Raw genomic sequence first — 19155 nt, forward strand, 5'->3', positions numbered from 1 at the left:
GCTGCCGTGGCGTCTGGCTTGCCAAAGCTGCCAAGCTTTGATGCTTTCGGCGGGGTAGAAGAGAAGGCGCTGACGCGTTTACAGCAAGTATCTATTCCACAGTTGTCACTCAACAATTATATTCCGCAAGTGACGCAGTTCGACTTGGCTGACATTACTGAACTTGAAGCATGGCGTAATGAACTGAAAGGCAACTTTAAGAAAGAAGGTTTAAGCCTGACTATTATGGCATTCATCATCAAGGCAGTAGCACACCTGCTACAAGAAGAGCGCGAGTTTGCAGCTCACCTGTCAGATGATGGCAAATCGATATTGCTGCGTAACGAAATTCATATGGGGATTGCGGTCGCCACCCCTGAGGGCTTGACTGTACCTGTGCTGCGTCATCCGGAGCAGAAATCCATTAAGCAGATTGCAGTCGAGCTTGGTGAGCTGAGTCAGAAAGCCCGTGACATGAAGCTGTCTCCAAAAGACTTGCAAGGGGCAAACTTTACCATTACCAGTCTGGGCTCAATTGGAGGTACGGCATTCACACCATTAGTCAACTGGCCGCAGGTGGCTATTCTGGGGATTTCTCCAGCTACCATGCAGCCGGTCTGGAACGGAGAAGGTTTTGATCCACGCCTGATGTTACCGTTGTCATTATCCTATGATCACCGTGTGATTAATGGTGCAGATGCCGCCCGTTTTACCCATAAGCTGGCCAAATTGTTAAAAGATATTCGTACTCTATTACTCTAGAACATAGCTTAAAACACTAACCCTGCTTCGGCAGGGTTTTTAATTTGTAAAACAGCCAGTTCTTGCTTATAATCACAGCACTTCATTGGGGAGTAGCCGCCTTTGACGCAAGTTCAAAGGGTGATGGTCAACATATTTGTCCTAAAACGGGCATGGTCATCATAGCAAAACACCAAATCAGCTTTTCTAAGCTTCTTTTGTTGGCAAGACCTTTGATTTACCCTCTGCACATTTTGGCTGGCAGGAGCGGTAAGTCATCGGTAAAACATGCCAGCCAGAGAAAAATCACATGTACGAATTCCTGCTTTCGACTGTTATTGTTGCCTTGGCCGAAATGGGCGATAAGACCCAGCTGCTTGCACTACTTCTTGCTGCACGTTTTCGAAAACCCGCTCCCATCCTGCTTGCCATTTTATTGGCGACCCTCATTAATCACGGCCTGTCTGCTGTGCTGGGGCAATGGGTCACCACAATCATCGGACCTGAAATCCTGTTATGGATTGTTTCGATCGGCTTTATTGCGATGGCTGTCTGGATGCTTATTCCCGATGAGTTGGGAGATGAAAACGACAGTATCAATAAATGGCAAAAATTTGGCGTTTTTGGGGCAACTTTTGTTTTATTTTTTCTGGCAGAAATTGGAGATAAAACCCAGATTGCGACTGTTGCATTGGCAGCACGTTTCGATAGCGTTTTCTGGGTCATGCTAGGCACTACTTTAGGCATGATGCTGGCCAATGCACCGGCTGTCTTTATTGGAGACAAGCTGGCACATAAATTACCAATTGAATTGATTCATAAAATTGGCGCGGCGATTTTTCTGGTTATCGGGGTGGGCACACTGGTCCAGCATTATTTTTTCTAGGCCCAACAAAAATTGTATGAATCCTGAGCTGAAAACTCAGGATTTTTTATTGCCAAATTTATCTCAAAATATTGATAAATAAAGTGATCTGTCGAGTTTTTTTGATTGTAAGTTTAACTTATTCCTTATATGTTATACGAGTTAAGAAAAAGTAATTTTAAATTTTAAAATTGGGGATTATGAATGGCCTTCGAGCGCACCACATCGCAAGTCTTGTTTGATAATGGGATACATAAATGTATTAGTTTTACCAGTCTTGTTAAAGGCGAAGGTGTCCAGGCCAATCAATTTTTGATTTTGGACAATGAGCGCGCTGCCGTGCTGGATCCAGGCGGTGATTTAACTTATGTGCCGCTGACCATGGAGCTGAACAAATACACCCGTTTGACCAATCTGGATTATGTGATGGCTTCGCACCAGGACCCGGATATTATTACCTCCATGCCGCGCTGGCTGGTATATACCGATGCCAAAGTGGTGGCCTCTAAGCTTTGGGCGCGCTTTTTACCACATCTGAACTCGGCCTTTATGAGTGAGCGAATGAAAGGCAACTGGCTGGATCGTCTGGTAGAACTGCCAGATCATGGTCAGGTGATTACGCTTGGTCAGTCGAAGATCGTGGCTATTCCTGCACATTTCTTGCATTCGGTTGGAAATTTCCAGTTCTATGACCCGATCGCAAAAATTTTATTCTCGGGAGATATGGGGGCCTCGATGGTGGAGGATGCATCTCGGCCGCTGGAAAATTTCGCCGCGCATATTCCAAAGATGAAAGCTTTCCATCAGCGCTATATGTGTAATAACAAGATCATCCGTTTGTGGGTGAATATGGTGCGCAAGATGGATGTGGAAATGATCGTACCGCAGCATGGCACACCATTTGTTGGAAAAGAGCAGATCAAACAGTTCTTGGACTGGATTGAAACTCTGGAATGCGGCACGGACCTGATGGACGAGACTGTATTTACCTGTCCTGAATAGGGCAAGAAAATACAAAATTTTTCTTGAGTAGAAAAACAACATTTTTTATATTTTCTCTTCACAAAAAAAATTCATGACGAGAATTTATACGAAATGTTATCTCAAGTTCCAACACAGGATGCATGTCTGAGCTGCGGCGCATGTTGCGCTTATTTCCGGGTTTCTTTTTATTGGGCAGAGGGGATTCCGATGCCGGAGCACTACACAGAACCGGTGACCGCAGTATATTCCTGTATGGCTGGAACCAATCAGAATAATCCGCGCTGCATTGCCCTTGAAGGCACGGTGGGTGAGCAGGTCAGCTGTGGCATGTATGAGCTGCGCAGTTCTTCCTGCAGGGAAGTGCAAGTTGCTGATGCCCAGTGCAATAAGGCCCGTCTGGCACACCATATGATTCCCTTTATCCAGATTGGGGCAGATGAAGCGGAAAATGACGACAGTTTCGAGCGCGTTGGCTAATACAGCGGCCAACTGAAAAAGCAGGATTCAGGTCCTGCTGATTTTAAAATTCAAGCCAGTATGGAGGTGGTGAATAATAATTAACCCATTGATTAAACAATAAAATTGAATATTTTTGTCAGATAATTAAAAATAAGTACAGATTGAGACGAATAAATTTCGCAATTACAATGAAATTTAGGGCAAGATTTGTTTATAATAGCGCACGGAAATTACCAGTGAGACTGTTATGTTGACCATCGTTCAAGACGCGTTAACCTTCGATGATGTCCTATTACTCCCTGCCTACTCTACTGTACTCCCAAAAGATGTCTCTCTAAAGACACGCCTGACTCGCGGCATTAACCTGAATATTCCTCTTGTGTCTGCAGCTATGGATACGGTGACTGAGTCACGTATGGCCATTGCTATGGCGCAGAATGGTGGTATCGGTATTCTGCACAAGAATATGGATATTGCTGTACAAGCAGCCGAAGTACGCCGTGTGAAGAAATTCGAAGCAGGCATGGTGAAAGACCCGATTACAGTTACCCCTGAAACGACAGTACGTGAGCTGATTGCCCTGACTCAGGCGAATAACATCAGTGGTGTGCCTGTTGTTAAAAATGGCAAAGTGGTCGGGATCGTTACAGGTCGTGATACACGCTTTGAGACGAATCTTGAACAGCCTGTCAGCAATATTATGACGGGTCAGGATCGTCTGGTTACGGTTCGAGAAGGTGAGTCTAAAGAAAATATTCAGGCTTTACTACAACAGCATCGTATTGAAAAAGTCCTGGTGGTAAACGAGCAGCAGGAATTAAAAGGCCTGATTACCGTTACAGATTTCCGTAAAGCCGAGCTTTATCCGAATAGCTGTAAAGATGATCTGGGTCACTTACGTGTCGGTGCCGCAGTGGGTACGGGGATTGAAACACCAAGCCGTGTGGAAGCCCTGATTGAAGCTGGCGTTGATGTGATTGTAGTAGATACGGCGCATGGTCACTCTGCAGGTGTAATTGAGCGTGTACGCTGGGTGAAAGCCAACTATCCACAAGTTCAGGTCATTGGCGGTAACATCGCAACAGGTGATGCGGCACTTGCCCTTCTGGATGCGGGTGCGGATGCTGTGAAGGTCGGTATTGGCCCAGGTTCAATCTGTACTACACGTATCGTTGCGGGTATTGGTATGCCACAAATCTCTGCGATTGATTCTGTGGCGAGTGCCTTGAAAGATCAGATTCCATTGATTGCAGATGGCGGCATCCGTTTCTCTGGTGATATGGCCAAAGCGATTGGTGCGGGTGCAAGTACGATCATGGTCGGTTCATTGATGGCGGGTACTGAAGAAGCTCCTGGCGAAGTTGAATTCTTCCAGGGCCGTTATTACAAGGCATACCGTGGTATGGGCTCACTGGGTGCAATGGCGGGTGCAACAGGTTCTGCTGACCGTTATTTTCAGGATGCTAAAGCCGGGGCTGAGAAACTGGTACCAGAAGGCATTGAAGGCCGTGTACCTTATAAAGGCCCAATGGGCAATATCGTACATCAGATGATGGGCGGTCTGCGTTCTTCAATGGGTTATACCGGTTCAGAAACAATTGAAGACCTGCGTCAAAATGCGAAGTTTGTGAAAATTACGTCTGCCGGCATGTCTGAGTCGCATGTGCATGATGTGACAATTACCAAAGAAGCACCAAACTACCGTGTAGGTTAATTTTCCTGCAGGGTGGTTGCTAAAAAAGCCGTCATATTCATGACGGCTTTTTTGTTTTGGTGTACAGTGTTGCAGAATGAAAAAAGGATGATGTAAATCACCCGCTAAGATAAGAAGTGAGACAAAACATGAGTTATTTTGGTACCGATGGTATTCGCGGAAAATTTGGTGAATTGCCTATTACTCCTGAGTTCGCCCTGAAACTGGGCTTTGCGGCAGGGAAAGTATTAAAGCGCTACAGCCAAAAAAACAAACCATTGGTGGTCCTAGGTAAAGATACACGTTTGTCTGGTTATATTCTGGAGTCAGCACTACAAGCCGGTCTAAATGCTGCTGGGGTCTACGTACATTTGCTCGGACCTTTGCCAACCCCTGCCATTGCCCATCTGACTCGTGCCCTGCACGCAAGTTTGGGGATTGTGATTTCCGCATCGCATAATCCCTATTTTGATAACGGTATTAAATTCTTCTCGGGCGAGGGGAAAAAACTGCCCGATTGCCTACAGGATGAAATTAATCAGGAGCTTGAAAAAGAGCTGGCAATTGAAGATAACGCCAACCTGGGTAAAAGTGTACGGGTCAAAGATGCCAATGGCCGTTATATCGAATTCTGTAAATCGACTTTTCCTTACCATCTGCATCTGAATGAACTAAAGATAGTGGTAGATTGCGCCAATGGCGCGGCTTACAACGTTGGACCAGCAGTGTTCCGTGAGCTGGGTGCAAGTGTGATTGCGATCCACAACACGCCCACTGGTCTGAATATTAATGCAGATTGTGGTTCTACCCATCCTGAAAGCCTGCAAAAAGCAGTCGTGGATCATCAGGCTGATCTGGGCATTGCCTTTGATGGTGACGCTGACCGAGTCATACTGGTGGATCAGCAAGGCAACTTGATTGATGGTGACCATATTCTGTATATCCTGGCGACTCAGGCATCGAAAAAACCGGCCGGGATCGTGGGTACACTCATGAGCAATATGGCGCTGGAACTGGCTCTGGAAAAAGCCAATATTCCATTCTTGCGGGCCAAGGTCGGGGACCGTTATGTCCTGCAAGGTCTGGAAGAAAATGGCTGGTCTATTGGAGGCGAACCTTCAGGCCATATTCTGACTCTGGACAAGAGCACCACAGGCGATGCCATTATTGCTGCCTTGCAAGTTCTGACCGTCATGGTCGAGCAGAAAAAAGCCTTGCATGAACTGGTGGCTGATTTTCAACTGTTGCCAAATGTCCTGGTCAATGTGCGTTTACAGGCGATGTTCGACCCCTATGCGGTCCCTGAACTGGCCGCTGAATTTGCCAAAGCTGAAGAACAGCTGAAAGGCCGTGGACGCTTGCTGATTCGTAAATCCGGTACAGAACCTGTGATCCGGGTGATGGTCGAAGGCGAGAACCTGGAAGAAGTAAATACTTTGGCTCATTCGCTGGCAGATGCTGTACGTCAGCATGCAGCTTAACAAGGTGATGATATGACTGATGTGATCAAAGATCTCAGTGAACTGCGTCTGAATTATCAAAAAGGTGAATTGCACGAAGACCTCGTCAATCCAAATCCACATCTACAGTTTTTGCAATGGTTCAACCACGCTCTGGAAGCGCATTTGCATGAACCCTATGCGATGTCGCTTGCTACGGCAAGTGTACAGGGTCGTCCTCATGTGCGTACGGTGTTGCTACGTGGTGCAACTGAGGCTGGTTATGATTTCTATACCAATTATGACAGTCAAAAAGGCCTAGATCTGGCAGAAAATCCGTATGCCGAATTATTGTTTTACTGGCAGGAGCAGGAGCGTCAGGTTCGAATTTCTGGCCGTGTGTTGAAAATTCCCGAAGAAGAATCTACGGATTATTATCATAAACGTCCGCGTGATAGTCAGATCGCTGCGCACGTCAGTACGCCGCAAAGTGGCGCGATTGCCAACCGGGAAACATTACAGCAACGTTTCTGGGATCTGCACGATCAGCTGGCAAATCAGGAACAGCTGGATAAACCGGCATTTTGGGGCGGATATCGTGTGCAACCCGATTATTATGAGTTCTGGCAGGGCCGGCCCAACCGTTTGCATGACCGCCTCAGTTATACTCAAACCGAGGAAGGCTGGACTTTACAGCGTTTAATGCCTTGATCATGTCAAAACTTGAAATCAAACAACGTCCATTTCTGGCACGTCCTGAAAATTTTCAGGGCGTACCGTCTTTTCTGGCTAATATTCTGGCACGTCGGGGTGTAGCGTCTGAACAGGAGCTCGAACTAAAACTAAAGCACCTGCTGGCTCCGACCATGCAAGGCTTGCCTGAAGCGATCCAAATAATAGACCGGGCCATTGATACCGGGCAGAAGATTGTAATTGTTGGTGATTATGATGCCGATGGCGCAACCAGTACTGCTCTTATGGTGCTGGCGCTACGTGATATGGGCGCGGATGTGCATTATCTGGTGCCGGATCGTTTCAAGTATGGCTATGGTCTGACTCCGGCGATTGCAGATCTGGCCTTTGCCAAATTCACACCGGATTTACTGATTACCGTAGATAACGGCATTTCTAGCCATGCGGGAGTGAAGCAGGCCCAAGCGCATGGCATGCAGGTCATCATTACCGATCACCATTTAACGACCAAGCCGACGCCGCCTGCAGAAGCTGTGGTTAATCCCAACCAGTTGGGCTGTAATTTTCCGAGTAAGGCGCTGGCAGGGGTGGGGGTGGCATTTTATGTGCTGGCCAATCTTTCTACCCAGCGCAAGAAGTCAGGTAAATCTTCTACTGTTATTACCCATTATCTGGATCTGGTTGCGCTGGGCACCTATGCCGATGTGGCAAACTTAGACTATAACAACCGGATTTTAATTGATGCCGGCCTGAAGCGTATTCAACAGCAGCTGTGTCGCCCGGGAATCAGTGCCTTGCTCGAAATCTCTGGCCGCGATGCAGCAACTTTAAAAGCACAGGATCTGGGCTTTGTGCTGGGACCGCGGATTAATGCCGCAGGTCGTATGGAAACCATGGACATCGGAATAGAATGTCTTATCGCATCTGATTTCGCGAGGGCCTATCCTTTGGCGGAGCAGTTGAATCAGCTCAATCTGGAACGGCGTCAGGTAGAAGGCAAAATTAAGCAGGAAGCGCTGGTTGAGCTGGAAAAAATTCAGCTAGATGCAACCGAACTGCCTGCAGCCTTAATCATGTTTGAAGAACACTGGCATCAGGGCGTGATTGGAATTGTGGCAGGCCGTTTAAAAGAGCAGTTCCACAGGCCAAGTATCGTGTTTGCTGCCGATGATGACGGCATTCATATCAAGGGTTCAGCACGCTCGATTGAAGGTATTCATATCCGCGACATGATTGAACGGGTGGCTGAACAGTATCCGCATCTGGTCAGCCATTTCGGTGGTCATGCCGCTGCGGCAGGTCTGACGATTCAAAAGCAGCATTTTGCTGAATTTAAACAGGTCTTTGAACAGTTGATTGCCAGTCAGGATGAAAGCCTGTTTACGGCGATACTCTGGACAGATGGTGAGTTGGCATCGGCTGACTTCCATCTGCAAACGGTTGAACTGCTGGAGACGATTTCTCCTTGGGGACAAAAATTTCCACCACCAGTATTTGAAGGGGTCTTTAAGATCCTGGATTATCGCTGGCTCAAGGATATACATTTAAAACTGCGTGTGGCGTTGAACAATGGTCAGGTGGTCGATGCGATTGCCTTTAGTGCTGCTGATAAATACTGTTTTGATCCGATGCAAGATCAAGTGCGTTTGGTGTACGAACTGGATAAAAATATCTTTAATGGTAATATCAGTCTGCAAATGCGGATTCTGCACTTAGAGCAATAAAATTAAAAAACCGCTCCAATGAGCGGTTTTTTTGCTTTTAATCGCAGTGATTAGAAGCGGTATGCACCACGTACGCCAAAGATATTGCCTTCATCAGCAAAATCAATTGAACCTTCTAGACTAACTTGTTGAGTAAAGAATTTCTTCGCACGAATAGTAAATACATCACTATTTTCTAGGTCAGAATCAGAGAATCCTAGACCAACACTGAAAGTTTTGTCGAGGTATAAGTCCGCGCCTAGGTTATACGCATCTAGATCACCGAAGCTTGCGCCACCTTCAAAGTTCATATCGTATTGACCCACTTGTGTTACGTATTTTGCACGTAAAGTTGGATCGACATCATCGCCTGCATCATTGTCATAACCTGCCAAGCCAACCGCAACCAATAGACCAGGAACAGGTAAATAACCTAGTTCTGCTGAGTACAGAGTTGTATCATAATCACCAATTGGCGTATCAGTAGATGATTGACCAATGTTACCACTTACATAAAAATCTGAATTTGGAACAAAATATTCAACACCTACATTAAATGTAGTGACATCAAATAAATCGTAATCAATATAAGAAACTGCTGCATTGATATTGCTTGCACGATTTAAAAATGCTGCTTCATTAAGAGGCGAATTTTTAACTTGAACTGGATTGAAGTAGTAAGTCCCATCAATTGCAAAACCAGTAGAAGTATCTCCATTATCTGGATCAACAAGAGCAATAGTACCCCCCACTTCAGCTTGATAAGCGTGAGCGGTTCCTAGGCTAGCAATAAGTGCTGTAGCAAGAGTAAGTTTCTTAAGCATTTAGATTTCTCTCTTTGTTATAAAAATATGACTGTTTGATGAACAGTTGTAACGAATTGTACAGATAATAGATGCTCAGTCAATGTACCAAAAAGATCTAAATACGGTCTGGAAACGCAAAAAACCCATCCGAGGATGGGTTTTTTATAAAAACTGGATTAGGGTTTAGCTTAGAAGCGGTATTTCGCTGCTACACCAAATTTGTTGTAGTCATTATTTCCTGCTTCACCAAAGCCCACTCGACCTTCTAGGCTGACTTGCTGGCTAATGAACTTACGCGCATTGATACCAAATTCATTTTGATCCATTAGATCATTATTCTGATAATCAACACCCACGCTCATGGTTTTATCAATAAAGTAATCTGCTGCCAGATTGTATTCATCCAGATCACCAAAAGCTGCACCCGCTTCTAGATTAATATCTTTACCATTGCTAAGCGTAGTGACATATTTTGCACGTAATGTTGGATCTACGCCGTCATCATCATCATTGTCCCAGCCTTTTAGACCCGCGGCAATCAATAGGCCCGGTGCTGGTAGATAACCGACTTCTGCAGCATAAGTGGTTAAATCATTATCCAAATCATCGTTGTCTTGAAGATCATGTCCATTGATGTTACCGCTCAGGTAGAAGTCTGAATTCGGTACAAAATATTCTGCTCCTACGCCATAACGATGCGCTTCAGAATCACCCACTTCATCATATTGATATTGAGCGCTGACGTTACTGGCACGATCAAGGAAAGCCGCTTCGGCTAAGGGTGCATTACGTGTTTGGACCGGATTAAAGTAATAGGTACCATCAACACCGAAAGAGCCGCTTGAGCCACCATGATCAGGATCAATAAGTCCTGCTGATGCACCAATTTCTACCTGATAAGCATGAGCCGCTGTACCAGTGATTGCGAATACTGAAAGTAGTGCTGAAGTGATTGCTAGTTTTTTCATGCGGATACTCCCCTCTGAATTAGGGCTTAATTTAATAATCTTTTGTTACAACTTTCAGTCTAGAGCAATTCGAACAATCGTCAATCTTATGAAAGTTACCATAATGTGATTAATGTAATCTTGTGTAAGTATATTTTAATAAGTATTTGAATATAAAAAATAAAAATTAATTGTTTTGTTTTATTAAAATTGTGTGGATATTGTGGAAGGTATTAAAAATGCTGATTTTTTATCCAGTTTGGGGTGGGGCTTTGATATTGAAATTGAATCGGTTGAGGAGCAGATAAGCAGCTTTTTGACTCTATATTTTGCAAGACAGTGAGTTTTATTTTTGTGAAAAATAAACCAAATTTAACAGCAAGATCAATTCAGAATAAAACCTGTCCATCTTCAAGAGCTTGGGCGAAGAGCTGGCTCAATTGCCTAAAAAGAGTGTGATATAATAATAAACTAAAAATTTTATGCCTAATTTTGACTGAGAGTAATTCGCGTGGAAATTAATCCGTATCTAAACCAATTAAAAAATTTGAACGAACGTGGTCAAACACTACGGGGGTATCTTTGACTACGATCTGAAAAAAGAGCGTTTAGAAGAGGTCCTGCGTGAATTAGAAGACCCGGCGATCTGGAATGACCAGAATCGCGCTCAGGCCATGGCCAAAGAAAAAGGCGAACTTGAGAACGTCTTAAATGTACTGGATGATCTGGCCATCCAGCTTGAAGATGCTCAAGCCATGCTGGATCTTGCTGTTGAGGCCGATGAAGAAGCAATGCTTGAAGATGTACAGGCCGAGCTGGATGCTGCTGAAGAGGGGCTGGCCAAGCTTGAGTTCCGTCGGATGTTCAATAACCCGATGGATCCAAATCCGTGCTATGTCGAGATTCAGGCCGGTTCAGGCGGTACAGAAGCTCAGGACTGGGCGTCGATTTTGCTGCGTATGTACCTGCGCTGGATTGAACGTCATGGCTTTAAAGCAGAATTGATGGAAGAGTCTGACGGAGATGTGGCGGGAATTAAATCTGCCACCATTCGTGTGGAAGGCGAGTATGCCTATGGCTGGTTACGTACCGAGTCGGGTGTGCATCGTCTGGTACGTAAATCCCCATTTGACTCTGGTAATCGTCGTCATACTTCATTCTCTGCGGTATTTGTCTCTCCGGAAGTTGATGACAATATCGAAATTGATATTAATCCCTCAGATGTACGTACCGATACCTATCGTGCATCGGGTGCAGGTGGTCAGCATATTAACAAGACCGACTCTGCGGTACGTTTGACTCATATGCCAACCGGAATTGTAGTGGCGTGTCAGAACCAGCGTTCCCAACACGCCAACCGTGATCATGCCTGGAAACAGCTCCGTGCCAAACTTTATGAGCTGGAAATGAGCAAGCGTAATGAAGCTGCGCAGGCACTGGAAGATTCCAAGTCAGATATTGGCTGGGGCAGCCAGATCCGCTCTTATGTACTCGATGATTCGCGCATCAAGGATTTACGTACCGGTGTAGAAACCTCGAATACGGGGGCTGTACTGGATGGTGATCTGGACAAGTTTATCGAAGCGAGTCTGAAACAGGGTCTCTAAGATACGATTGAAAAGCGAGTGTAATCAGACTTTTACAGGCTATAACTATTATATCTATGTTCTTCGATATATAAATCGAAAAAATTCGATATAATGGGATAGATGCTGAATAAAGTTTGGTTGCGCCCCAGATAGTGATGTGCTTATGGATTTTGATCTAATTTTTAAAGCCCTGGCCAATCCGACCCGTCGGCAGATTCTGGAGTGGTTAAAATCACCCGAGCAATATCTGCCTGCGGAAGAGTGTGATTATTTTCAACGCGGGGTCTGTGCAGGCCAGATTGAGCGTTTAGGCCAGGTGTCACAGTCCACCATGTCCAATCATTTGTCCGTGCTGCAACAGGCAGGCCTGATTTCTGCAACCAAGCATGGGCAATGGTCGTATTTTTCGCGTAATGAAACTTTAATTCAGCAGTTTATCGAATATATACAACAACACCTCTAATCAAGCAGGTGGGAGTAACGATGGCTGAATTAAATTCTCCGATAACGCTGGGTGCGTTAACACTTAAGAACCGTGTTGTCATGGCGCCCCTTACCCGGAGTCGTGCAAGTGATGATCGTGTTCCAACGCCCATGATGGCAGAGTACTATGCACAGCGCGCCAGCGCAGGTCTGATTATTTCTGAAGCCACGGTGATTTCTGAAGAGGCCAATGGCTATTTAAATACACCCGGACTCTTTAATGATGCTCAGGTGGAAGGCTGGAAACGGGTTACTCAGGCAGTTCATGACAAAGGCGGTTTAATCATTGCCCAGCTTTGGCATGTCGGGCGTGTGTCTCATCCAGACTTATTAAATGGGGCAACACCAGTCTCTGCCAGTGCTATCCAGCAGGCAGGTCATGTCAGTTTGCTGCGCCCAAAACGTCCTTATGTACTGCCGCGTCCACTGGAAATTTCAGAAATTCATGCAATTACTGAACAATATCGGCAGGCAGCGATTCGTGCCAAAGCAGCCGGTTTTGATGGGGTAGAATTACATGCCGCGAATGGTTATTTGATTGACCAGTTTCTGCAAAGCAAGACCAACCAGCGTGAAGATGAATACGGCGGCTCAGTTGAAAACCGGGCACGCTTCCTGCTGGAAGTGATGGATGCGCTGATTGAGGTGTGGGGCGCAGATCGGGTAGGGGTACATCTGGCACCACGCGGTGATGAACACGATATGGGTGACGATGATCCACGTGAAACATTTGGCTATGTCATGGAGCAGCTGGGCCAGCGTCAGATTGCTTTCTTCTTTACCCGTGAATATCTGGCTGAAGACAGTATTTCGCAAGAGATGAAACAGCGCTCCAATGGGGTACCTTATATTGCCAATATGCGCCTAAACCGGGAAGATGCGGTGGAGCTGCTGGCTTCAGGCAAGGCAGATGCGGTTTCTTTTGGGAAAGCTTATATTGCCAATCCTGATCTATATGAGCGTCTGGTTCAGAATGCACCACTCAATGAGCTGAACTTTGAAAATATGATCGGTAGCCAGAGCGCTGAAGGTTATATTGACTATCCTGCTTTGACAGAAACAGCAATCTTCAGCACCACGGCATAATCTGGAAAATGAGTCACATTGATTAACATGTCGATGTGGCTCTGTTATATTTTGCCGATTAAATCTCTATTGGGAGGCAGTGTGGCTACTCCTTTTTGGTATAACGCAGCCTTATCTCTGGTTAAACCGCTTTATCGATCCCGTATTCGCAAACGTGCGACCAGTCCTGAGCAATTACAACAAGAACTGCTGGAACGTTTCGGTCCTTTTCAACCACCGAAAAATTTACAGACGATCTGGTTTCATGTGGTCTCTGTAGGGGAAACCAATGCAGCCCAGCCCCTAATCGAGCATTATTTGAAACTTGGCCACCCGATTCTGGTTACCAATACCACCAAGACCGGACAGGCGCGAGCCAAATCCTTATTTTTAAAAGCACCTTATCTGGAATTATTCCAAGCGGTGTATTTACCGGCAGACCAGAAACGCCTGATTCGCGAGTTTTATCAGCTGTATCAGCCTAAACTGCTGTTATTGATGGAAACGGAACTCTGGCCCAATTTGCTTGATCAGGCACCGAACTTTAAAGTGCCGTGTTTATTGCTGAATGCCCGATTATCTGAAAAGTCGGCTCAAGGCTATGCCAAAGTCCGGGGATTGACCCGGGGGATGTTAAGGCAGTTGAGCGGTCTGTTGGCTCAGGACATCGCCACCCAGCAGCGTTATATCGGCTTGGGTATGGCTGCCGAAAAAACCCGGGTTTTGGGGAATATCAAATTTGATATTTCTGCTCCCGCCGTCTTTCTTGATCAGGCGCAGCAGATGAATCGGGATTGGGCTTTGCAAGGGCGGAAGATCATGACACTGGCCAGCACCCATGCTCCGGAAGAGCAACAGCTGCTTGCAGCCTTAAAGCCTGCTTTGGGAGCCAATCCTCAACTGTTATGTATTGTGGTCCCGCGGCATCCGGAACGTTTTGATGAAGTATTTGAGGCGGCGCAATCGCTGGGTTTAACCACTCAGCGCCGTAGCTTGGGGCAACAGGTCGAGCTCGATACGCAGGTCTATCTGGCGGATTCGATGGGCGAAATGTGGCTTTGGTATGCCTTGAGTCAGGCCTGTTATGTGGGAGGTTCTCTGAATGAGCCCGGTGGTGGGCATAATATTCTGGAACCGGTTGCACTGAATGTAGCCACTATTTTAGGTCGGAATTATTTTAATTTTCAGACAATTGTGGATGAGTTTATACAGGCGGATGCAGTAAAAGTGGTGCAGGATGCCGAACAGGCAGCTCATGTGTTGATTGAATTGCTTGAAGATTCGAAAAAAGCTAAGGCTTTGAATATCCAGGCACAGAAAATACTGCAGCAGAATCAGGGTTCGCTTGAAAGACATATTCAGGTGGTTGATCAGTATCTTTAATTTAGCTTAATAAATAACAGATACTGGATTTAGCAAGATGGCAGGGATACAGGGAAGTATCATCAGCCTAATAAAAGTGTTTTGCCTACTTTTGCTGTCCAATCTATGGGGAAAGCCTACACGCCAATAAGTCGCTATAGCGCTTTATTTCAGGCAGTCCCAGAATAAGCCAGATTCGATTTAGCTGGATATTTACTTTTTAAAGTGACTAGCATACTTTGGTCGAGCTAAAAGTAACAAAAATCCTTTATTGCATTGATATTGCCTCCCTGCAGTACCGTGAAACAGGCGACCCCCATCATCTACTTGTGATATCTAATACTGATTTGCAGGATTTTTATCCCTTCCGTGATTTTACTTTTTAAAGCTCAGCTTTTATTTTGAATTAGATTTTTTATGAATATCGTCCTGCTTGATCCACGTCAAACCGAAACTGAACTATGGTCAATTCGCTCAAAACGGCAGTTGGAGCATTTGCGGCAACATCTTGATGTGCAGAGAGGCGATACGCTCAAAGTCGGAATACGGGAAGGGAAACGCTATTTAACTGAAATTGTCGAAATCTCTGAAACAGTGGTTCTGTTAAAGCCGCTTCAGGAAGAGGCGATTCCTGCAAAATTGCCAGTGACACTGATTGTGGCCTTGCCACGCCCCAAGGTTTTGCGCCGTCTGGTGATGGATGCAGTGACAATGGGGGTGGAAAAAATTATTTTATTACACAGTTACCGCGTTGATAAAAGCTATTGGCAAAGCCCTTTTTTACAGCAGCTGGATCATTATATTGAACTCGGGCTGGAGCAGGCCGGCGATACGGTTGCCCCAAAAATTGAGCTATATAAGCGCTTTAAGCCTTTTGTGGAGGATGTCTTGCCGGGCTTGATTGATATAGAGCGCCCGGCTTTGGTGGCTCATCCTTATGCAGATCAGCCGATGCCATTTGCCATTCAGCATCCCTGCACGGTTATCATTGGGCCGGAAGGGGGCTTTATCCCGTATGAGGTGGATTTGCTGATTAAAAATGGCTGCCAGGCGGTGAGCCTGGGCAACCGGATTCTGCGTACTGAAACGGCTATTCCCTATGTTTTAGGTCGGCTGTTTGGCACGAGCTGAGGCGTCGTCATTGCCTTCACCGCGATAGATTTTGACTTCCTGTACCGGATAAGGAATTGAAATATCCTGCTCGGCAAAGGCCTGAATGACCCGTTCCTGTACGGTACTGATTGAAGTTCCGGTTCCAGTTTCGGTCGTATCGACCCACCAGAGCGCTTTCAGGGTGATCGAGAAATCGGCCAGAGCAATGACATTGACGCTAAATCGAGGCTGGCTCAGGATGGTCGGATCTTTATCCAGAATCGCGTTAATAATATCTTTGGCCTTTTGAACATCATCTTCATAACCAATTCCGACCGAAAATTCACAGCGGCGCCGGGTATAGGCGGTATTGACGGTCACAGCACTGGTATACACCGTTGCATTGGGAATCACGATACGGCGGCCATCGGGCGAACGTAAAAAGGTCGCACGAATCTGAATATCTTCTACCGTCCCTTCCATCCCATTGACGATAATATCATCGCCAATCTTGAATGGCTCACCAAGTAGAATCAGTACACCCGAGAGCAGGTTCTGGAAAATATCCTTGAAGGCAAAACCGATGGCGACCGAGCCGACACCGAGTGCACTCAGCAGCTGCCCGGGGGTAAAGCCGGGAACCGCAATTACCAGCCCGATCAGTATCCCAAAGAAAATAATAAAGGTACTGCCCACCCGGTTCAGGACCAGAACCAGATTTTGTCGGGTATAAGAGCGGTTTTCCAAGGTTTTGCGGACGAAAAATTTGAAAACTTTCGACAACAGCCAGAAAATGACAATCACCACCAGCGCGATACAAAAATAAGGCACACGCTCCCAGAAACTCTCCATAATCTTGTCGATGGTCGCATAAGCATCATTATATTTGGCCGTATGCTCAATCACGGTCTGGGCCGTTTTTTCAGTTGCCTGATGTAACAGTTCTGTGGTGCCTTCCGTCACCTGATTTAAGGTATGTTGTTGCTCAGCCACAAAGATTCCATGTATTCATTTTGGGGTATTCTGCCTGATGTTCAGCTGAAAATTAATTATTGTCATGTTAAAAAATCAGAAATATATACAAATATCACTGAATCTGCTTTAAAAATATTCTGTGGTTTTTTGCATGACGTCTGCAGGAATCTGGCTGGCCTCTCCACTTCCGAGGTAGAAAAACAGGGCAATAACAGCAAACAGGCCAAGCAGCATAAAAATAATCATCAGCCAGGCTAAAATCTTTTCCCAGACCAGACTCAAGCGCTGCGGGCCATATTGGTTACTGCCTGTAGTGCCCGGACCCAGTAGCAGATAAAGCCCAAACAATATATTCACCCCAGGTAGCAAACATAATAAAGTCCACCAGCCACTGCCATTCAGGTCATGCAGACGGCGTATGGTGATGACCACAGCAAAATAAATATATAGCCCCAGCAACAGCAGCGCAAACAGATTGGAGAGGCGGTACAGGGAAAATGTGTTGAACGGATCTGTCGAGACAGACATAAAGTTCACAATATCCATACCTAAACCTAGCGCAAGACTGCTCAAGATAAAAATAAAATGAAGAAATGCGGACCAGGCAATAAAGCTGAGACGTCCAAATCGTCCCTGAACAGATAAGGGACGATCCGCTACGGATAAAGGAGGAGGGGAAGACGCTGACGATTTCATGGGCAAGATCCTGATCTGAATAAGATAAATCTGGAGATGAAGCGCTATTTTATTTCTTTTTTAAGCAGTAGGATGTAAATAGTGCTTTATTTTGAAGAACAGTTTCTTCACTCAGACTTGCATCACTGTAATTGGCATGATGATGATTGAATTTAAATAAGTATTCTACGACGAAAGCATGATTGTCGGATTTGAAATAAGCAGCTATTACTGACTTTATGCGCAAAAAATAATCAAGAATACAATACTATTAACCTCTCGTGATGAGATAGAGCAAAATCAAGGACGTGAATAATGAAAGAAATCTATCCAGTACCAGAAGAATTTAAAAAAACCGCGCGTACCACAGATACGCAGTATTTCGAACGTTATCAAAAATCCATTGAACATCCAGAAGAATTCTGGACCGAACAGGCAAAGCGCTTGGAGTGGATCAAACCGTTTAGCCAGGTAAAAAACACCAGTTTTGACCAAGATAATTTTAAAATTGAATGGTTTGCGGATGGCCAGCTGAATGTCAGTGCCAACTGTCTGGATCGCCATCTGAAAGAACATCCTTATAAACCGGCGATTATTTGGGAAGGCGATCATCCATCTCGCCACAAGATAATTTCCTTTGCCGAGCTGCATGATGAGACCTGCCGTTTTGCCAATGTACTGAAAAAAAATGGGATCCAAAAAGGTGACCGTGTGGTGCTATATATGCCAATGGTGTCTGAAGCTGCGATTGCCATGCTGGCCTGTGCCCGGATTGGTGCGGTGCATTGTGTGGTCTTTGGAGGCTTTTCACCGGATTCACTGGCCAGCCGGATTGAAGACTGTCAGGCCAAGATCGTGATTACTGCTGATTCGGGCATGCGGGGTGGTAAGCAAATCTTACTGAAAGCCAATGTGGATGCCGCCCTGGAAATGAGTGGCACTGAATCGGTACAGCATGTGATTGTGGTGCATCGTACCGGTAACCCGATTGAGCTGCAGCCCGGGCGTGATCTCTGGTATCACATGGAAATCATGGCGGTGAATGATATCTGCCCGCCAGAGCCGATGAATGCAGAAGATCCACTCTTTATTCTGTATACCTCCGGTTCAACCGGAAAGCCCAAAGGGGTCATGCATACCACGGGTGGCTATCTTACCTATGTGGATTGCAGCTTCCGTGAAGTTTTTGATATTAAACAGGATGATGTGTTCTGGTGTACGGCAGATGTAGGCTGGATTACCGGACATTCCTATGTGCTCTATGGCCCACTTTCTAACGGTACAACAACCGTCATGTTTGAAGGGGTGCCTCAGTATCCAAGCTGGGCGCGTACCGGACATATTGTCGACAAGCACAATGTGACCGTGCTTTATACGGCCCCGACTGCTATCCGCGCCATGATGCGTGAAGGAGATGCCTATGTGCGGGAAAGTGATCGAAGCAGTTTAAGACTTTTGGGAACGGTCGGTGAACCGATTAATCCGGAAGCCTGGAACTGGTATTATACCGTGGTGGGCGAAAGCCGCTGTCCGGTGGTTGATACCTGGTGGCAGACCGAAACAGGCGGGTTTATGATTACCCCATTGCCGGGCGCAACTGACCTG

Annotated in this window: 18 protein-coding genes and 1 riboswitch; of the genes, 14 read left to right on the forward strand and 4 right to left on the reverse strand. The window is 45.9% G+C overall.

Annotated elements, in window-relative coordinates; all coding sequences use genetic code 11:
• The 8 genes from E2K52_RS09010 to recJ all read left to right on the forward strand — a co-directional run.
• Positions 1–741 (forward strand): 2-oxo acid dehydrogenase subunit E2 (locus E2K52_RS09010; RefSeq protein ID WP_171478833.1); only part of this gene is annotated, 741 nt, incomplete at its 5' end.
• A gap of 75 nt (positions 742–816) precedes the next feature.
• Positions 817–943: riboswitch (yybP-ykoY riboswitch) on the forward strand.
• Positions 944–1030: 87 nt separating this feature from the next.
• Entirely contained in the window at positions 1031–1606 is a 576-nt protein-coding gene (locus tag E2K52_RS09015; RefSeq protein WP_151204810.1) for a TMEM165/GDT1 family protein, read from the forward strand.
• A gap of 183 nt (positions 1607–1789) precedes the next feature.
• Positions 1790–2587, forward strand: coding sequence for an MBL fold metallo-hydrolase (locus E2K52_RS09020; RefSeq protein ID WP_151204811.1), 798 nt, complete (start codon positions 1790–1792; stop codon positions 2585–2587).
• 93 nt (positions 2588–2680) lie between these two features.
• Positions 2681–3046, forward strand: a complete 366-nt coding sequence (locus tag E2K52_RS09025) for a YkgJ family cysteine cluster protein (protein WP_151204812.1) — start codon at positions 2681–2683, stop codon at positions 3044–3046.
• A gap of 229 nt (positions 3047–3275) precedes the next feature.
• A complete protein-coding gene (gene guaB, locus E2K52_RS09030) occupies positions 3276–4742 on the forward strand; it encodes an IMP dehydrogenase (RefSeq protein ID WP_151204813.1) in 1467 nt (488 codons plus the stop codon).
• 128 nt (positions 4743–4870) lie between these two features.
• Entirely contained in the window at positions 4871–6202 is a 1332-nt protein-coding gene (glmM, locus tag E2K52_RS09035) for a phosphoglucosamine mutase (protein WP_151204814.1), read from the forward strand.
• Positions 6203–6214: 12 nt separating this feature from the next.
• Positions 6215–6871, forward strand: a complete 657-nt coding sequence (pdxH, locus tag E2K52_RS09040; RefSeq protein ID WP_151204815.1) for a pyridoxamine 5'-phosphate oxidase — start codon at positions 6215–6217, stop codon at positions 6869–6871.
• 2 nt (positions 6872–6873) lie between these two features.
• Positions 6874–8577, forward strand: coding sequence for a single-stranded-DNA-specific exonuclease RecJ (gene recJ, locus E2K52_RS09045; protein ID WP_151204816.1), 1704 nt, complete (start codon positions 6874–6876; stop codon positions 8575–8577).
• 50 nt (positions 8578–8627) lie between these two features.
• Here recJ and E2K52_RS09050 read toward each other — a convergent pair whose 3' ends face one another.
• The gene (locus E2K52_RS09050; protein WP_151204817.1) at positions 8628–9380 is read right to left on the reverse strand and encodes a putative porin; all 753 of its coding nucleotides are present in this window, start codon (positions 9378–9380) and stop codon (positions 8628–8630) included.
• 170 nt (positions 9381–9550) lie between these two features.
• Complete coding sequence (locus E2K52_RS09055) at positions 9551–10330, reverse strand: putative porin (protein ID WP_151204818.1); 780 nt, start codon at positions 10328–10330, stop codon at positions 9551–9553.
• Between the two features lie 490 nt (positions 10331–10820).
• Here E2K52_RS09055 and prfB point away from each other — a divergent pair.
• The 5 genes from prfB to E2K52_RS09080 all read left to right on the forward strand — a co-directional run bounded on the left by prfB (position 10821) and on the right by E2K52_RS09080 (position 15939).
• Positions 10821–11916 (forward strand): peptide chain release factor 2 gene (gene prfB / locus E2K52_RS09060; RefSeq protein WP_151204819.1). Its coding sequence is split into 2 segments (ribosomal slippage): positions 10821–10892 and positions 10894–11916, totalling 1095 coding nucleotides; the frame shifts between segments, so codons are not numbered across the junction.
• 145 nt (positions 11917–12061) lie between these two features.
• Entirely contained in the window at positions 12062–12361 is a 300-nt protein-coding gene (locus tag E2K52_RS09065) for an ArsR/SmtB family transcription factor (RefSeq protein WP_151204820.1), read from the forward strand.
• Between the two features lie 20 nt (positions 12362–12381).
• Positions 12382–13467 carry an alkene reductase gene (locus tag E2K52_RS09070; protein WP_151204821.1) on the forward strand — a complete coding sequence of 362 codons (1086 nt, stop codon included), beginning with the start codon at positions 12382–12384 and terminating at the stop codon, positions 13465–13467.
• Between the two features lie 81 nt (positions 13468–13548).
• On the forward strand, positions 13549–14829 hold the full coding sequence (locus tag E2K52_RS09075; protein WP_171478834.1) for a 3-deoxy-D-manno-octulosonic acid transferase: 1281 nt from the start codon (positions 13549–13551) through the stop codon (positions 14827–14829).
• 396 nt (positions 14830–15225) lie between these two features.
• Positions 15226–15939 carry a 16S rRNA (uracil(1498)-N(3))-methyltransferase gene (locus tag E2K52_RS09080; RefSeq protein ID WP_151204823.1) on the forward strand — a complete coding sequence of 238 codons (714 nt, stop codon included), beginning with the start codon at positions 15226–15228 and terminating at the stop codon, positions 15937–15939.
• On the opposite strand, the gene E2K52_RS09085 is transcribed toward E2K52_RS09080, so the two are convergent.
• Both E2K52_RS09085 and E2K52_RS09090 read right to left on the reverse strand, forming a co-directional pair.
• On the reverse strand, positions 15913–16893 hold the full coding sequence (locus tag E2K52_RS09085) for a mechanosensitive ion channel family protein (RefSeq protein WP_151204824.1): 981 nt from the start codon (positions 16891–16893) through the stop codon (positions 15913–15915). The two genes, E2K52_RS09080 and E2K52_RS09085, sit on opposite strands and share 27 nt — an antisense overlap.
• A 108-nt stretch (positions 16894–17001) precedes the next feature.
• On the reverse strand, positions 17002–17571 hold the full coding sequence (locus E2K52_RS09090) for a DUF805 domain-containing protein (protein ID WP_151204825.1): 570 nt from the start codon (positions 17569–17571) through the stop codon (positions 17002–17004).
• A gap of 294 nt (positions 17572–17865) precedes the next feature.
• Here E2K52_RS09090 and E2K52_RS09095 point away from each other — a divergent pair.
• On the forward strand, positions 17866–19155 hold a 1290-nt coding region (locus E2K52_RS09095), incomplete at its 3' end, for an acetate--CoA ligase (RefSeq protein ID WP_151204826.1).

The organism is Acinetobacter sp. RF14B (genome assembly GCF_006864105.1).
Taxonomy (GTDB): Bacteria; Pseudomonadota; Gammaproteobacteria; order Pseudomonadales; family Moraxellaceae; genus Acinetobacter; species Acinetobacter lwoffii_C.

What these genes read in the sequence shown, in the direction of transcription:
- E2K52_RS09080 (WP_151204823.1), top strand. Translation starts at nt 15,226, where the DNA reads ATGAATATCGTCCTGCTTGATCCACGTCAAACCGAAACTGAACTATGG.
- E2K52_RS09015 (WP_151204810.1), top strand. Translation starts at nt 1,031, where the DNA reads ATGTACGAATTCCTGCTTTCGACTGTTATTGTTGCCTTGGCCGAAATG.
- recJ (WP_151204816.1), top strand. Translation starts at nt 6,874, where the DNA reads ATGTCAAAACTTGAAATCAAACAACGTCCATTTCTGGCACGTCCTGAA.
- E2K52_RS09050 (WP_151204817.1), bottom strand. Translation starts at nt 9,380, where the DNA reads ATGCTTAAGAAACTTACTCTTGCTACAGCACTTATTGCTAGCCTAGGA.
- E2K52_RS09055 (WP_151204818.1), bottom strand. Translation starts at nt 10,330, where the DNA reads ATGAAAAAACTAGCAATCACTTCAGCACTACTTTCAGTATTCGCAATC.
- glmM (WP_151204814.1), top strand. Translation starts at nt 4,871, where the DNA reads ATGAGTTATTTTGGTACCGATGGTATTCGCGGAAAATTTGGTGAATTG.
- pdxH (WP_151204815.1), top strand. Translation starts at nt 6,215, where the DNA reads ATGACTGATGTGATCAAAGATCTCAGTGAACTGCGTCTGAATTATCAA.
- guaB (WP_151204813.1), top strand. Translation starts at nt 3,276, where the DNA reads ATGTTGACCATCGTTCAAGACGCGTTAACCTTCGATGATGTCCTATTA.
- E2K52_RS09090 (WP_151204825.1), bottom strand. Translation starts at nt 17,571, where the DNA reads ATGAAATCGTCAGCGTCTTCCCCTCCTCCTTTATCCGTAGCGGATCGT.
- E2K52_RS09070 (WP_151204821.1), top strand. Translation starts at nt 12,382, where the DNA reads ATGGCTGAATTAAATTCTCCGATAACGCTGGGTGCGTTAACACTTAAG.
- E2K52_RS09025 (WP_151204812.1), top strand. Translation starts at nt 2,681, where the DNA reads ATGTTATCTCAAGTTCCAACACAGGATGCATGTCTGAGCTGCGGCGCA.
- E2K52_RS09020 (WP_151204811.1), top strand. Translation starts at nt 1,790, where the DNA reads ATGGCCTTCGAGCGCACCACATCGCAAGTCTTGTTTGATAATGGGATA.
- E2K52_RS09065 (WP_151204820.1), top strand. Translation starts at nt 12,062, where the DNA reads ATGGATTTTGATCTAATTTTTAAAGCCCTGGCCAATCCGACCCGTCGG.